This window comes from Arthrobacter sp. ATA002, from assembly GCF_026898095.1.
Lineage (GTDB): Bacteria > Actinomycetota > Actinomycetes > Actinomycetales > Micrococcaceae > Arthrobacter_B.
Genome location: NZ_CP114015.1, coordinates 242,004 through 257,097, shown reverse-complemented (window position 1 = coordinate 257,097; position 15,094 = coordinate 242,004). Strand labels below are relative to the sequence as shown.

The 15,094-nt window shown below is 67.8% G+C and carries 12 protein-coding genes and 1 pseudogene; 2 read left to right on the top strand and 11 right to left on the bottom strand.

Translation table 11 applies throughout. The features are described from left to right. Window positions 1–30 precede the first annotated feature (30 nt). From OL239_RS01330 to OL239_RS01315, 5 genes are all read right to left on the bottom strand, one after another. Entirely contained in the window at window positions 31–876 is an 846-nt protein-coding gene (locus tag OL239_RS01330; protein WP_268910407.1) for an ABC transporter permease, read from the bottom strand. Next, a complete protein-coding gene (locus OL239_RS01325) occupies window positions 873–1,925 on the bottom strand; it encodes an ATP-binding cassette domain-containing protein (protein ID WP_268910406.1) in 1,053 nt (350 codons plus the stop codon). The genes OL239_RS01330 and OL239_RS01325 overlap by 4 nt, the downstream gene beginning before the upstream one ends. 80 nt (window positions 1,926–2,005) lie before the next feature. Further along, on the bottom strand, window positions 2,006–2,872 hold the full coding sequence (locus OL239_RS01320) for an MFS transporter (RefSeq protein WP_442864190.1): 867 nt from the start codon (window positions 2,870–2,872) through the stop codon (window positions 2,006–2,008). A 65-nt stretch (window positions 2,873–2,937) separates the two neighbouring features. Continuing rightward, window positions 2,938–3,219, bottom strand: a complete 282-nt coding sequence (locus OL239_RS19925) for a hypothetical protein (protein WP_442864189.1) — start codon at window positions 3,217–3,219, stop codon at window positions 2,938–2,940. A 14-nt stretch (window positions 3,220–3,233) separates the two neighbouring features. After that, complete coding sequence (locus tag OL239_RS01315) at window positions 3,234–4,916, bottom strand: ABC-F family ATP-binding cassette domain-containing protein (RefSeq protein ID WP_268910405.1); 1,683 nt, start codon at window positions 4,914–4,916, stop codon at window positions 3,234–3,236. 115 nt (window positions 4,917–5,031) lie between these two features. Here OL239_RS01315 and OL239_RS01310 point away from each other — a divergent pair, with 115 nt between their 5' ends. Continuing rightward, the gene (locus tag OL239_RS01310; protein ID WP_268911635.1) at window positions 5,032–5,352 is read left to right on the top strand and encodes a putative quinol monooxygenase; all 321 of its coding nucleotides are present in this window, start codon (window positions 5,032–5,034) and stop codon (window positions 5,350–5,352) included. Window positions 5,353–5,418: 66 nt separating this feature from the next. Here the strand turns inward: OL239_RS01310 and OL239_RS01305 are convergent, their stop codons facing one another. The 4 genes from OL239_RS01305 to OL239_RS01295 all read right to left on the bottom strand — a co-directional run bounded on the left by OL239_RS01305 (window position 5,419) and on the right by OL239_RS01295 (window position 9,756). Beyond that, window positions 5,419–6,717, bottom strand: coding sequence for a hypothetical protein (locus OL239_RS01305; RefSeq protein ID WP_268910404.1), 1,299 nt, complete (start codon window positions 6,715–6,717; stop codon window positions 5,419–5,421). 113 nt (window positions 6,718–6,830) lie between these two features. Next, on the bottom strand, window positions 6,831–8,276 hold the full coding sequence (locus OL239_RS01300; protein ID WP_268910403.1) for a phytoene desaturase family protein: 1,446 nt from the start codon (window positions 8,274–8,276) through the stop codon (window positions 6,831–6,833). Next, complete coding sequence (locus OL239_RS19245) at window positions 8,273–8,491, bottom strand: hypothetical protein (RefSeq protein ID WP_329609322.1); 219 nt, start codon at window positions 8,489–8,491, stop codon at window positions 8,273–8,275. The genes OL239_RS01300 and OL239_RS19245 overlap by 4 nt, the downstream gene beginning before the upstream one ends. Next, entirely contained in the window at window positions 8,470–9,756 is a 1,287-nt protein-coding gene (locus tag OL239_RS01295) for a glycosyltransferase family 87 protein (protein WP_329609321.1), read from the bottom strand. The genes OL239_RS19245 and OL239_RS01295 overlap by 22 nt, the downstream gene beginning before the upstream one ends. A gap of 182 nt (window positions 9,757–9,938) precedes the next feature. Here OL239_RS01295 and OL239_RS01290 point away from each other — a divergent pair, with 182 nt between their 5' ends. After that, window positions 9,939–11,024 (top strand): inositol-3-phosphate synthase, encoded by a 1,086-nt coding sequence (locus OL239_RS01290; protein ID WP_268910402.1) that lies wholly within the window; start codon window positions 9,939–9,941, stop codon window positions 11,022–11,024. 27 nt (window positions 11,025–11,051) lie between these two features. On the opposite strand, the pseudogene OL239_RS01285 reads toward OL239_RS01290, so the two are convergent. Both OL239_RS01285 and mshA read right to left on the bottom strand, forming a co-directional pair. Then, window positions 11,052–12,736, bottom strand: a pseudogene (locus tag OL239_RS01285) (formate--tetrahydrofolate ligase). Window positions 12,737–12,802: 66 nt separating this feature from the next. Further along, window positions 12,803–14,050, bottom strand: a complete 1,248-nt coding sequence (gene mshA / locus OL239_RS01280; RefSeq protein ID WP_268910401.1) for a D-inositol-3-phosphate glycosyltransferase — start codon at window positions 14,048–14,050, stop codon at window positions 12,803–12,805. Window positions 14,051–15,094: the final 1,044 nt, after the last annotated feature.

Genomic DNA, 15,094 nt, shown 5'->3' with positions numbered 1-15,094 from the left:
CTGGAGTCCTCCCGGTGGAAATCCTGAGGATTACCGCGAGCTCACCGACTCGAATTTCCGCACGGCCAGCGGAACGAACACGAGCAGCATCACCGCGGATCCGATCACCACGGTTGCCACGGCGTGCTGCATGGGCCAGGTGTCCGGAACGGCGGTGGTGCCGAGGTTGCCGAACAGTTCCCGCGCCGCCTGGACGAGGGCAGAGACGGGGTTCCATTCGGCGAAGACGCGCAGCGGCGCCGGCAGCGTGGAGCTCTGCACAAATGCGTTGGAGATGAAGGTGAGGGGAAACAGGATCATGAAGGAGGCATTGTTGATCGTTTCCGGTGTCCGGACGGTCATTCCCAGCAGGGCCATGACCCAGCTGAAGGCGTAGGAGAAGAGCAGCAGCAGCCCCACTGCCGCTGCGAAGGACGCGAAGGAGGTGTTGACCCGCCAGCCCACCAGCAGCCCGGTGGCCATCATGATGAGCATGGAAATGCCGTTGAGCACCAGGTCCGAGTTGGTCCGCCCGATCAGCACTGCAGACGGGCTCATCGGCAGGGTGCGGAACCGGTCCACGATGCCTTCCTTGAGGTCCTGTGCCATGGCGGCGCCGGAGAAGGTCGAACCGAACACCACGGTCTGGGCGAAAATCCCGGCCATGAGGTACTGCGTGTAGTCGGTGCCGGCCACCGAAATCGATCCCCCGTACACCTGGCTGAACAGCAGCACAAACATGATCGGCTGCAGCACGGCGAAAATGATCATGTCCGGGGAACGCTTGATCTTGATCAGGTTTCGCCAGGTCACGGTCCATCCGTCGGCGGCCCAGTTGGCGGCGGCTGCCTTACCGCCGGTCCGGACGGCGGGAAGCCGGGTTGCTGCGGCACTCATTGGCGGGCTCCTTCCCTGTCAGCGGCGCCATCCGCGGCGCCGGATGCCGGCTCCTCTTCGGCCGGACGGCCGGTGATCTGCAGGAAGACGTCATCAAGCGTGGGGCGGCGGATGCCGGCGTCGTGCAGTGCGATGTCCTGCGCCTGCAAATCCGCGAGGATGAACTGCAGCGACGCCGGCCCGTTCTGGACGGACACCTCCAAGGTGCGGCCGTCGGCGGCGGTGTGCGGCGGGCCCGCGCCGTGGCGGGCCAGGATGGTCCCCGCCGCCCCCGCGTCGTTTCCGTCCACCAGTGCCACGGCAACACTGTGGCCGCCGATCAGGGACTTGAGCTGGTCCGACGTGCCCTCGGCGATCACGGTGCCGCGGTCGATCACAGCCACGGTGTCCGCCAGCTGGTCGGCCTCCTCCAGATACTGCGTGGTCAGCAGCAGCGTGGTGCCGGCAGCGACGAGGTCCTTGATGACCTGCCACAGGGCCAGGCGGCTGCGCGGGTCCAGCCCGGTGGTCGGTTCGTCCAGGAACAGGACCCGGGGGCTGTTGACCAGCGCCCCGGCCAGGTCCAGGCGCCGCCGCATGCCGCCGGAGTAGCCCTTGACCGGACGGTTCCCGGCCTCGGTCAGCTCGAACATGTCGATGAGTTCGGCGGCCCGCTCCCGGGCCTGCCGGTCCGGCAGATGGTACAGCCGGCCGACCATCCGCAGGTTTTCCGTGCCGGTCAGGTTCTCGTCCACCGCCGCGTACTGGCCGGACACGCCAATAATCCGGCGAACCTCCTTCGGGTTGTCCAGGACGTCGATGCCGTCAATGCGCAGAACGCCGGCATCGGGCCGGATCAGCGTGGTCAGGACCTTGACCGCAGTGGTTTTCCCGGCGCCGTTCGGTCCCAGCAGGGCCATGACCGTGCCTTCCGGAACTCCGATGTCCAGCCCGTCCAGTGCATGTACCGGCCCGGATTTTGACTTGTAGACTTTGCTGACTCCGTGTGCCTCAATCAGCGGTGAGCCGGAACCGCGGCTGCGGGCAGGAGGAGTTGGGGAATTGAACATTGCTCGAAGATAGACCCGGCGGTTCTGCTCCGGTACCCCCATTGCGGACAGATGCGGTCCGCTGGTCTGCCCGGCCGTTGTTAGGGTGCTTTGACCGGCACTTTCTCCCGCTCCGCAGCAGCCGGGGCAAAGATGATGGAAACCAGCATGGCCGCGCCAACCACCAGCAGTGAGTTCCGGATGCCCCAGTGTTCACCCAGGAACCCGAGCACCGGCGGGCCCAGGAAGAACGCGGAGTATCCGATGGTGGAGACCACCGAAACGCGGGCGGCAGCGTGCGCGGGATCTTCGCCGGCGGCGGACATTCCCATGGGGAAGCCCAGCGCCGCACCGATGCCCCACAGAACGGCGCCCAGGGCTGCCAGCACGAGATTGGGTGCCAGGACGAAGAGCAGCAGTCCCACCAGGGATGCGCTCATGCAGATCCGCAGCGCGGGAACGCGGCCCATCCGGTCGATCAGCCGCGCGCCGAACCAGCGCGTCAGGGTCATCGCAGCGACAAAGACGGCAAACATCACCGCGCCGGCGGACTCGCTTGCCCCCAGGCCGTCCACCGTGGCCTTGGCCACCCAGTCGTTCGCGGCCCCCTCGGTCAGGGCGGCGCCCAGCACGACGACGCCGATCAGCAGGGTGCGCCCTTCCTTCCAGGCTCCGAAGCGCGATACCGGGCCGGGCTGGCCGCCGTCGCCGGTGTTGTGGACGACCGCGGAAAGCGGCAGGAAGTTCCGCGGCACGATGAGGACAATGACGCAGACAACGGTGAGGATGGCCAGCAGGTGCAGCGACAGCGAGACACCCAGCGAGGACAGCAGGGCTCCGATCAGGGCTCCCACGAACGATCCGCCGCTGAAGGCCCCGTGGAACCGGGGCATGATGTTCCGGCCCAGGCGCCGCTCCACGTCAGCGCCTTCCAGGTTCATCGCGACGTCCCAGCCGGCGATGCCCACGCCGAAAATCAGCAGGCCGGCGCCGGTCAGCGGAATCGAGCCGAGGAACAGTCCGGCGGCAATTATCAGGAGGCGGCCGACGTCGTGATGCCCCCCGCCCGCACCGTCCCGGCAGTCCCGATGCGCTGCGCCACCGACCCGGCGAGCGGAAGGGCCATGACCGAGCCAACGGCGGAGAACAGCAGCAGCAGTCCCACGCCGGCGGCGCCGATCCCGAGGTCCTGGGCGGCGGCGGGGATTCGGGCCGCCCAGCTGGCGAAGACCAGGCCGTTAAGGCCGAAGCACACGAAGACGGCGATGAGAGCCCGGTGAAGGGCTGTTTCGGTGATTTCGTTGGTTTCGTTCACGGCACCATTGTCGCCTATCGGGCCCGGACAACCCGTTTCTCGTCCCAGACCGGGGTCTCGGATTCATAGACTTTGCCGTCCGCGCCGAAGACCAGGAACCTGTCGAAGCTGCGGGCAAACCAGCGGTCGTGGGTGACGGCCAGGACGGTCCCCTCGAACGCGTCGATGGCCTTTTCCAGGGCTTCGGCCGAGTGCAGGTCCAGGTTGTCCGTCGGTTCATCGAGCAGCAGCAGGGTGGCGCCGGAGAGCTCGAGCAGCAGGATCTGCAGCCGGGCCTGCTGCCCGCCCGAGAGCGAATCGTATTTCTGCTCCGAGGACGCTGCCAGCCCGTAGCGGTCCAAGGCCCCGGCTGCTGCTTCCCGGCCCAGGCCGGAGCGGTGCTCGTCGCCGCGGTGCAGGATGTCCAGCAGGGTCTTGCCGAGCAGGTCCGGGCGCATCATGGTCTGCGCGAAGAAGCCCGGGCGGATCCTGGCGCCCAGTTTCACCGTGCCATCATGCGGAACCGGGGCGATCTCCACCTCGGACACGGGCTCGTGTTCCTTTTCCGGATCGGTGCCGCCCGCGGCCAGCAGGCGCAGGAAGTGGGATTTCCCGGACCCGTTGGATCCCAGCACGCCCACCCGGTCCCCGAACCAGATTTCCGTGCTGAAGGGTTTCATGAGCCCGGTCAGTTCCAGCTTCTGAGCGACGACGGCGCGTTTGGCCGTGCGTCCGCCGCGCAGGCGCATTTTTACGTTTTGCTCGATCGGCAGGGCCTCGGGCGGGCCGGCTTCGAGGAACTTGGCCAGCCGGGTTTGGGCTGCCTGGTACCGGTTAGCCATGTCGGAGCGGAACGCGGCCTTGTTTTTGTACATGTTCACGAGTTCCTTAAGCTTCAGGTGCTCCTCGTCCCAGCGCCGGCGAAGTTCCTCGAACCGGGCGTTGCGGTCTTCACGCGCGGTGACGTAGCTGCTGAACCCGCCGCCGTGGATCCAGGCCGAGGCGCCGTTGATGCCCGGTTCCAGGGTGACGATGCGGGTGGCGGCGTTGTCCAGCAGCTCGCGGTCGTGGCTGACAAAGAGGACGGACTTCCTGGACTCGGCCAGTTTGGCCTCCAGCCAGCGTTTGCCGGGCACGTCCAAGTAGTTGTCCGGCTCATCCAGCAGCAGCAGTTCGTCGGGGCCGGAGAACAGGGCCTCCAGGACCAGCCGCTTCTGCTCACCGCCGGACAGGGTGGACGCCTTCCGATACTGCGCCCGGTCAAAGGGCATCCCCAGCGCTGCCATGGTGACCTCGTCCCAGACGGTTTCCTGTTCATAGCCGCCCGCGTCTCCCCAGTCGGCAATCGCGGTGGCGTAGCGCATCTGGGTGGGCTCGTCGTCGTGCTCCATCATGGCCAGCTCCGCATCGTCCACGGCCTTGGCTGCGGCGGCGAGCGCGGGCGGGGCGGCCGAGACTAGCAGGTCCCGCACGGTGCTGTCATCGCGGACCTGGCCGACGAACTGGCGCATGATGCCCATGGACCCCGATTTCGAGACGGTGCCCTCATCTGCCTTGATGTCCTCGGCAATGATGCGCAGCAGCGTGGTTTTTCCGGTGCCGTTGGGACCGATCAGGGCTGTCTTGTGCCCTTCCCCCACCTTGAAGCTGACGCCGTTGAGCAGCTGCCGGCCGTCGGAAAGGAAATAGTCAATGTTGGATACGTCGAGGTGAGCCACACTCCCATCCTCCCATCCGCAGCGCTGCGGCTGCGTTCGTCCGCATGGACACGGGACGCGCCCGTCTGCCTACGATGAAGATCCGCAAATGCGCATCCAACCATCAGGAGCACAAATGATCTTCATCACCGTGAAATTCAACGTCAAGCCGGAATGGACAGACCGCTGGCCGGAGCTGACCGCCGGCTTCACCGCCGCCACCCGTGCCGAGCCCGGCAACCTGTGGTTCGACTGGTCCCGCAGCCTGGAGAACCCCAACGAGTTTGTCCTGGTTGAGGCCTTCAAGGACGACGCCGCTGCCGCCCACGTCCAGAGCGGCCACTTCCAGCAGGCCATGAAGGACATGGTGCAGGCCCTGGTGGAAACCCCGAAAATCATCAACACGACAATCGATGGTGAAGACTGGTCGCGGATGGGCGAGCTGACCGTCGAGTAGGTCCCGGCCGGCCGGGGTGGCTTCGTAAGCGCAGAGGACCGGAGCGCTGCGCTCTTCCGGGAGCGCTCAGTTGCCGGCCTTGCGGAAGAACGCTGCGGCCCATGCCGGCACCAGGTGTTCCACGTGTCCGGCCATGATGCGCGCTCCGGCCTCGATCAGCAGCCCCCACGCCGCCATCACCAGGAACGTCCACGGAGCGGGACCGGCGGTGCCGAAACTTCCCCCGGCGCCGGCGGATGTCTGCCCGGCCGCTACGACGGCGAGCAGGGATACCGCCGCCCCGGCGAACCCGAAAACCACCGGCAGGGTCAGCCACGAGGAGCGGCGTCCGAGCCAGTCCGGATCCCCGTCCCGTGCAAGGAACCAGGCCACGGAGGCCGCGGCGGCCAGCAGGAGGCTCAGCACGCCCGTTGCCGCACTGGCCCACACGGGCAAATCGCCGATCGACCCGGGAAGGCCGGCGGCTGCGGGCAGCCCCCGTTCCGTCACGGCGGAGAGATGGCCCAGGCTGTAGGCCCAGGCGGAAGCGGTGGGCAACCACAGTGGCGACGCAAACGCCACGGCGGCCCCGCCCTTGACCAGGGCCGTGACCACCAGCACTGTTCCTGCCGCTGCCGTGTAGGCGAGGTAGTGGCTTCCGGTCACCCGCAGCGCCGCCCTGACGCCGGGCAGGGTCCGTTCCGTCCATGCCGCCCAGCGCGGAGCCGATCCGGTTCCGTGTTTCCGGCCCGCCCAGCTGGCGGCGGTGCCGAGCAGTACCGCCCCGGCCACGAGGCCCGGTGAAGCGGCGGTCAGGAACATGGCCCCGGCTTCGGTGTTCTCCCGCAGCGAGACCAGCAGGCTCAACAGGACTGACACGGCGGCCAGGACCAGGCCGGTCAGTGCCGAATACAACCACCGGTGCCACTCGGAGTCCAGCGGCCGGCGCCGCTCGGCCCGGCGGCCCAGCCGCCACAGGGAAGCGCCCGCAACCCCGGTCAGGAGCAGGGGCATGGCACCGGCCCAGAGGCTGACGAGCGGGGCGGGAAGGCTTGCGAATCCGGCGGAGGATACGGTGAGGACCGGGGTTCCGCCCAGCGCCATTGCGGCCAGGAAAAACGGATAGATCAGCAGCGCCGACGGGCCGTCGAGCCTGGCACCCATGGTTCCGGCGGAATCATTCATGCCGTTCAGCGCGCCGGTGCCGCCCAGGAAAAAGCCCAGAACCAGCAGCGCCATTGTCACCAGCGCGGCTCCCAACGTCAGGCCGTAGGCAATCAGTGCCGACTGCACCGCCAGCCACCACTGCGGGTGCCGGCGCTCAGGCCCGGCCGGCAGGGGAAGGGTGCCCGGGTTCGCCGGAATCCCTGTGTCCTGGTTCTCCATGTGTCCATTCCCCCTGCAGAGCGTAAGCTGCTGTGCGCTGGACTTAAAGATACAAGGTTCCGGCTCCCGTCTCCGCGAGGAAGCACGGAGCGCTTGAACCGCCCGGCAGTGCGTCAGGCCTCCGGGCCAAGGTCCGGCACGCCGGTCCCGTAGTCCCGGCGCAGCGCCAGCGCGGCCGCGTGCCGGCCGCCCATGCCGTGAACGCCGGGCCCGGGCGGGGTGGACGCGGAACAAAGGTAAACCCCGGGAAGCGGCGTCCGCCAGGGGTTCACGGCGGGCACGGGGCGGGCGGCCATTTGCCGCAGGGTTACGGCTCCGCCGCCGAAGTCTCCGCCCACGTAGTTTTCGTTGTACCGCTCCAGGTCCGCCGCCGTCGTAACCTGTGAGCGCACGACGACGTCCCGGAAGCCGGGAGCGAAACGTTCGATCTGCGCGGTGACGGCACCGGTCATGTCTGCGGTGGAGCCGGCGGGGACATGGCAGTAGGTCCAGAGGACGTGACGGCCCGCAGGCGCCCGGGAAGAGTCAAAGCTGCTGGGCTGCGACAGCAGGACGTAGGGCCGGTCCGGGTGCTGCCCGGCAGCCACCCGGGCCGCGGCCCGCGCCAGCTCGGCACGGGTGCCGCCCAAATGGACCGTGCCGGCCCGGTGCACCTCCCCGTTCGCCCAGGGCACCGGCCCGGACAGGATGAAATCCACCTTGCAGGCGGCGTTGCCGTAGCGGAAGCGCTCCAGCGCCTTCGCATACGGGCGCGGCAGTTCCTCGCCGGCCAGCTCCAGCAGGGTGGCCGGCGCAACATCAAGCAGTACGGTCCGTGAGCCGCGCAGCTCCTTGAGGGATGCCACCCGGTGTCCGGTAATGAGTTCGCCGCCGTGGGCCTGCAAATCCCGGACCATGGCCTCGGCGATGGCCTGGGATCCTCCCTCGGGGATGGGCCAGCCCACGGTATGCGCCAGCAGTGAGAGCAGCAGGCCTCCGCCGGCCGAGGGCAGCGACGGCATCCGCCCCACCGGGTGCGCGGCGACGCCGGTCAGGAGGGCCGGAGCTTTTTCACCGGTGAACCGCCGGTTCCACAGCCGGGTGCCCTGTTCCAGGGCCGCCCGTCCGAACGCGAGGGCTGCCGCTGGTTCGCGGTACCCGCGGACCAGCGGCGACATGAGCAGCTTCGTGACCGCTTCGCCGCGCTCCGTCAGGGGCAGCATCAGGCGGCGGAAGGCCGCGCCGTCGGGCCCCAGTCCCTCGACTGTGCGTTCGAGCTCCCGGTAGGCCAGGCCGGCGTCTCCGCCGTCAAGGGGATGGGCGTAGGACACGTCCGGCGCCAGGACCCGGATCCGCTCCGCCAGGCCAAACTCCCGGAAAAAGGGTGATGCGAGCGCCATGGGATGCACGGCCGAGCAGACGTCGTAGCGGTAGCCCGGTTCCAGCAGCTCCTTGGTCCGGCTGCCCCCGCCGGCCGTGGGCCCGGCCTCAAAGACCCGGACTGACAATCCGGCACGGGCCATAATGACCGCGGCCGCCAGCCCGTTGGGTCCTGCTCCGACCACCGAAACGTCACTCATGGATGCCTGCTTTCTGGAACGGTTTCCGGAACGGTAGGTGCGGCGGGCGGGCCGGTAGCCGGCCGCCGCGTCCTGCGCCCCAGGCGGAACCGGTCCGGGGCATGGTCGAAGGGCCCGCCCTGCGGGTCATCGATGTCGAGCCGGCGCACCGGATCGCCCCGCGGGGAAATAATGTCGGTGATCACCCGGATCATCAGCCAGGCTGTGGCCGCCACGTGCCCGGCCACCGCCCAGACGTAGTATGCCGCGTCGATGTTGTTCCGGGGGTCTCCCCGGAGGTCAGCGCCCCCAGGTACATCCACACCGCCCACCAGTGCATTACCTCGAAAAACTGCCAGACCAGGAAGCCGGCCCACCGGGGCCGGGCGAGGGCCGCCAGCGGGATCAGCCACAGGACAAACTGGGGCGAATAGACCTTGTTGGTGAGGACAAACGCCGCCACGATCAGGAAGGCCAGCTGCGCCAGCCGGGGACGGCGCGGCGCGGCCAGAGCCAGCACGGCTATGCCGGCGCACGCGGCGGCGAAGAGAAGGTACGCCCAGAAGTTGATGAGTTCCGGTCCGGCTTCGGCGCGTCCGAGCCGCGCGGCCAGGAGGTTCCAGGCAAACCACACCGAGGAATAACCGGCCGGACGCTCTTCGGTGAAGCTCAGGAAGAACTTCCATCCGGTGAAGTCGGAAACCATGAACGGAAGGTTCACCGCCAGCCACGCGCCCGCGGCTCCGCCGAACGCCTGGACTGCCGGGCGCAGCCGCAGCGTGCGCAGTGCCAGGACCAGCACGGCACCCAGGATCAGCACCGGATACAGCTTCAGCGCCGTGCCCAGTCCCAGGAGGACTCCGGCCAGGACGGGACGGCTGCGGGCGAAGGCCAGCATGCCCAGCGCCGCGAGCAGTACGGCCCAAATGTCCCAGTTGATGAACACGGAGAGGATCATGGCCGGGGCCAGCGCCACCATGGCCGCATCCCACGGCCGCCGGTTGGTCATGCGCAGCGTGGCGGCGACGGTCGCGATCCAGGCCAGCACCGCGAGGGCGGCGTTGATGTCGAAGTATGCCAGCGCACGCTCCGGCGCCGCGCCGTCACCCGGAACGAGCAGGGCCACGGCTCCGGCAAGCAGCCCCAGCAGCACCGGGTACTCGAACCCGTGCCCCGGGGTCAGGAAGGGAAACACGCCATCGGCCAGTCCGCGGTCCTCAAACAGCACGGGCCAGTCCGAATAGCATGCCTGGTAGAAGTGGCCCGGCGTGCTCCAGCCGGTGCTGCGGCAAGGATTCTTCACCAGCACGGCCAGCAGCGCCGCCGCCGTGGTTAACAGGATCAGCACCCGCTCCACGGTAAAGAAACCCGGCGTGACGATCCCCGGGGCGGTATGGCGGCCCAGCGGGCCGCCGATTCCTTCGGTCAGGGTCCTGAGCAGCGGATCATTGCGGCTGGGAACCACTATGCGCAGTGGCCGGCGCCGGGGCTTGGACTCCATGGTTACCAGTATGACCCCGGGATCCGGCGGGCCGCCGCAGCCCGCCGCGCGGCCGTATTCGCCGGGCGGCGGGGGATGCCGGTGCGCGCGCGCAGAAAGACAGCAGGTTCAGGCCGTAGACTGAGCCGGTCCCGCCGCGTCCGGTGCGGCAATGGAAAGATGTTTGTCTTCAAAGGAGAACCGTGGCAAAGAACCCCATTCGGGTCGCAATCGTTGGCGTTGGTAACTGCGCAGCGTCGCTGGTGCAGGGCGTCCAGTACTACCGCGACGCCGACGCGGACCTGACCGTTCCCGGCCTGATGCACGTGAAGTTCGGCGATTACCACGTCAATGACGTGCAGTTCGTGGCCGCCTTCGACGTCGACGGCAAGAAGGTCGGGCTCGACCTTTCCGAGGCCATCGGAGCGAGCGAGAACAACACCATCAAGATTGCCGACGTTCCGGAAACCGGCGTCAGGGTCCAGCGGGGCCACACCCTGGACGGTCTGGGCAAGTACTACCGGGAAACCATCGTGGAATCCGATGCCGAGCCGGTGGACATTGTCGCTGCGCTCCGGGACAGCAAGGTTGACGTGATGGTCTGCTACCTGCCGGTCGGCTCGGAGCAGGCTGCCAAGTTCTACGCCCAGTGCGCGATTGACGCGGGTGTGGCATTCGTTAACGCACTGCCCGTCTTTATTGCCGGCACCAAGGAATGGGCCGACAAGTTCACGGCCGCCGGAGTTCCCATCATCGGCGACGACATCAAGAGCCAGATCGGCGCCACCATCACGCACCGCGTGATGGCCAAGCTGTTCGAGGACCGCGGCGTCATCCTGGACCGCACCTACCAGCTCAATGTCGGCGGGAACATGGACTTCAAGAACATGCTCGAGCGGGAGCGGCTGGAATCCAAGAAAATTTCCAAGACCCAGGCTGTCACGTCGAATACTTCGGCTGATCTGCAGGCCGACGACGTCCATATCGGCCCCTCGGACTACGTCGCCTGGCTGGACGACCGCAAGTGGGCCTTCGTCCGGCTGGAGGGGCGCAACTTCGGTGACGCCCCGGTGTCGCTGGAGTACAAGCTCGAAGTCTGGGACTCCCCCAACTCCGCCGGTGTCATCATCGACGCCGTGCGTGCCGCCAAGATCGCCCTGGACCGCGGTATCGGCGGGCCCATCCTCTCGGCGTCGAGCTACTTCATGAAGTCCCCGCCCGAGCAGTACAACGACGACATCGCCAAGGAAAAGGTGGAGCAGTTCATCCGCGGCGTGGTCGAGCGCTAACAACACCCCGCCGCACTCCGCGGGGCCTCACGACAGGCCCCGCGGAGTGCCGTCCGCCGCAACATCCATGCGCAGTGCCGCGGGAGCTTTCGGCAGCCCGGGCATGGTCATCACCGTCCCGGTGAGCGCGACGACGAAACCTGCACCGGTTTTGAGAATCAGGTCCCTCACGTGCACCGTGAAACCCGTCGGCGCGCCGAGCAGCGACGCGTTGTCGGAGAACGAGTACTGGGTCTTGGCCATGCACACCGGCAGGCCGTCCCAGCCGCCGGCCCTGATCTCCTCCAGCCGGCGCAGCGCCGGCAGGGAGAATTCGACGTCGTCGGCACCGTAGATTTCCCGGACCACGGTGCGGATTTTTTCCTCCACCGGCAGTTCCAGCGGATACAGGAACCTGAAGTCTCCGGGGCTCTCCAGGGCAGCCAGGACAGCGGCCGCCAGCGCATCGCCGCCCGGTCCCCCGCCGCCCTGCGCCCACACGTCGGCAGCAGCCGCCGCCACGCCCTCGGCCCCACACCAGTTCAGCAGCCACTGGATTTCCTGCGGTGTGTCAGTGCTGAACACGTTGACGGCCACCACCGGATTCAGGCCGAACTTGCGGATGTTCGCGATGTGCCGGCGCAGGTTCGCGGTTCCCGCCTCCAGCGCCGCCGGGTTGGCCAGGTCCAGCTCGTTCCGGGCACCCCGCCGTGCATTTTGAGGGCACGGATCGTGGCGACCAGCACCACGGCGTCCGGTGCCACGTCAGCTGCCCGGGACGTGATGTCCATGTACTTTTCGGCGCCCAGGTCAGCACCAAAACCTGCTTCGGTCACCACCACATCGGCAACAGTGCGTGCCAGTTCGGTGGCGATGACGGAGTTGCAGCCGTGCGCGATGTTGGCAAACGGGCCGCCGTGGATCAGGGCGGGCGTGCCGGCAAGGGTCTGCACAAGGTTCGGCTTGACGGCGTCCTTCAGCAGCAGCGTCAGGGCGCCCTCCACGCCGAGGTCGCGCACCGTCACGGGATGCCGGTCGTAGGTGTACCCCACGGTGATCCGGGCCAGCCGCTCCTTCAAGTCATCCAGGTCCCGGGCCAGGCAGAACACGGCCATGATTTCGGATGCCACCGTGATGTCGAAGCCGTCCTGGCGCGGTGTGCCCTCGGCGGGTCCGCCCAGGCCAATCACGATGTTGCGCAGCGAGCGGTCATTCATATCCATGACCCGGCGGAAGATAATCCGGCGCGGGTCGATGCCCAGCTCGTTGCCCTGGTGGATATGGTTGTCCAGCAGGGCGGTCAGTGCGTTGTTGGCCGTGGTGATGGCGTGAAAGTCTCCGGTGAAGTGCAGGTTGATGTCCTCCATCGGCACCACCTGGGAGTAGCCGCCGCCGGTTGCCCCGCCCTTCAGTCCCAGCACCGGCCCCAGGGACGGTTCGCGCAGGGCGACGACAGTGCTGGCTCCCGCCTTCGCGAGCGCGTCCCCCAGCCCCACGGTGACGGTGGATTTCCCCTCGCCGGCCGGAGTGGGGCTCATGGCGGTCACGAGCACCACCTGCCCGCGGGTGCTCCGCGGCGGCACCAGCAGCGGGTCAATCTTGGCTTTGTACCGCCCGTACAGTTCCAGGGCCTCTTCGGGAATGCCGGCGGCACGTGCAACGTCAGTCACGGGCCGCATCACCGCCCGGCGGGAGATTTCCAAATCACTGGACATGTCAGCGGCAGAGCGCATCTATGCGATCCTTCCGGTACCCGTTGCCGGCGCTCCACCGGCACTGGTGGAACACGGTCCAAGCTATCAGCGGACGGAGTGCGCGGAGAACTCCCGTGCGGCCTGCAGATAGCTGCGGGCGGTAAGCGAAGCGGTGCGCTTCCATCCGAACGCCGCAGCGTGCTCAGCGGCGCCGTAACCCAGCGCCCGCCGCAGCCCGGCGTCGTCGTACAGTTTTTCCAGTTCGGCGGACCACCGGCCGGCGTCGTGTCCGTCCACCAGCAGCCCGGTGCGGCCGTGCTCCACGGCCTTCGGCAGCCCGCCGACGTTGGCGGCCAGCACGGGCGTTCCGCATGCCTGCGCCTCCAGGGCAACCAGCCCGAAGGACTCGCTGAAGGATGGCACCGCGACGACATCTGCTGCACGGAACCATTCCGCCAGTTCGGGGGCATCCACCGGCGGATGCAGCGACACCTGGGCGTGCAGGCCCACCGAATCGATCAGCGGCTGCAGGTCGAGCACCTCGGATCCGCTGCCGGCGCCGAGGATGCTGATCCTCAGCGGAATGTCCGGCCGGCGGGCATGCAGTTCCGCTGCCGCCCGGACCAGCACCTGGGGGCCCTTCATCCGCTGAATCCGGCCCGCGAACACTACGTGGAAGACATCGTCGGGCACGCCCAGACGGGCACGGAAAGCCCCGTGGTTCCTACTCGAGAAAACCTGCAGGTCAACGCCCGGAGCCACCACGTCAACGTCGCGCAGATCCGCTCCATACAGCGTTTCCAGTTCCCCCGCCTCGGTGCTCGTATTGGCAATGAGCCGGGTCGCACCGTCCACGATCTCCTGTTCCCCGTCAATCCGCACCCGGGGTTCGGGTTTCTCGCCCGGCTGGAGCCGGAGGTTCTTGACCCGCGCCATCGTGTGCATCGTGTGCACCAGCGGCACGTTCCAGGCCCTGGCCACGGCCAGTCCCGCCGTTCCGGACACCCAGTAGTGCGAGTGGATAACGTCAAAGCGGCGGCCGGCGGAAAACGGACGGAGCCCGGTGATCCCCCGGGCCAGGTCCGTGGCCAGGCCCGGCAGTGCTTCCTTGGCGATCGCGCGGCGCGGTCCCGCGGTGACGTGGCGAACCGTGACGCCGGGAACGACTTCCACTGCGGGCTGCTGCAGGGGGTCTGAGGCGCGGGTGAAGATGTCCACCTCGACACCTGCCCGGGCCAGCTCGACTGCCACGGAACGGACATAGACGTTCATGCCGCCGGCGTCGCCGGAGCCCGGCTGCTCCAGGGGTGACGTATGCAGCGAGAGCATAGCCACACGCTTTACCTGAAGCAACAGCACTCCCTTCCTGGCCGGCCGCAGTCTTCGGTCCCTTAAGACTTTATAACGCCGGTGGGCAGAGCATGGTTTCCGGGCGCGGTCGTCCTGATCACTTCTGCTGCGGCACACAAGGGAGTCCGCACTGTACAGCGCGGACTCCCCGGTTTTGTTCCACAGCCCGGCAGTTATTTGGCCTAACCGGTGTAGCGGGCCAGCAAGTGCCGTTCCGGACCTGCCCAAGCTGCGTCCAGGCGGGCCTGGTGGACCGCTTCGGAGCGGAGGAAGGAGCCGTGCAGGCGGATGAGTGCGGTAAGGACTTTCGTCCGGGCAGGGGCCCGGTTTTCGGGGCCGTCCGGCGGCGGGTGGTCCGCCGGGGCGGGCGGCCGCGGAGAAACCGTGGGTTCCGGAAACTTGGGTGCTTCACGGACAGGGGATGCGGGCATGCTGAAAGAAGGCACAATAAACTCCAAAAGATAATCACACCTGTTTTTGGGTGCGCGAAAGTAAAATAAGGGGAATAAATGGGAATGTCCCGCGGGCGGCAGCCGGCAACTACCGCGGCTGCATAATTCTTTTCCCCGGAGCGCGGCGCAGGCCAATTAGCACATGGAATTCGCGTGCAGGTTCTGCGGTACATGTCTGGGGAAGAGAATGCCGGGTGGCGGCCGAAGGCCGGCCCGCCATGCCGCACGGCCCGATGCCCATGCCTGCCCCTGTGCCGAACCCGTGCACGAAGTCCGCCCCGGGGATCGCTAACTGATGCCGGGGGCTTTAACGCCGTCGGAGGATGAACAGAGGGGACGGGCAGAGCCAAACGGAAGCCTGCCAAGCGGCAGGCTTACCGGAAAGCAGGGCCGCCGGAATGCGGCCGGCCCGGGAGGGTGGCGCGTTTAGGCGCCGCCGCCGGAGGCAGGCACGGTGCCCGGCCGCCACACCGGTTCGCCCGGCGTATGCGTCGTCCCGGCCATCCGCCGTCCGGTTGGCCGGAGTGCCGGCCGTGCAGTCGAAGGGATGGACGCGCGGACCTGCGGGCAGGAAACCGTCGTGGCAGGGGCGGAT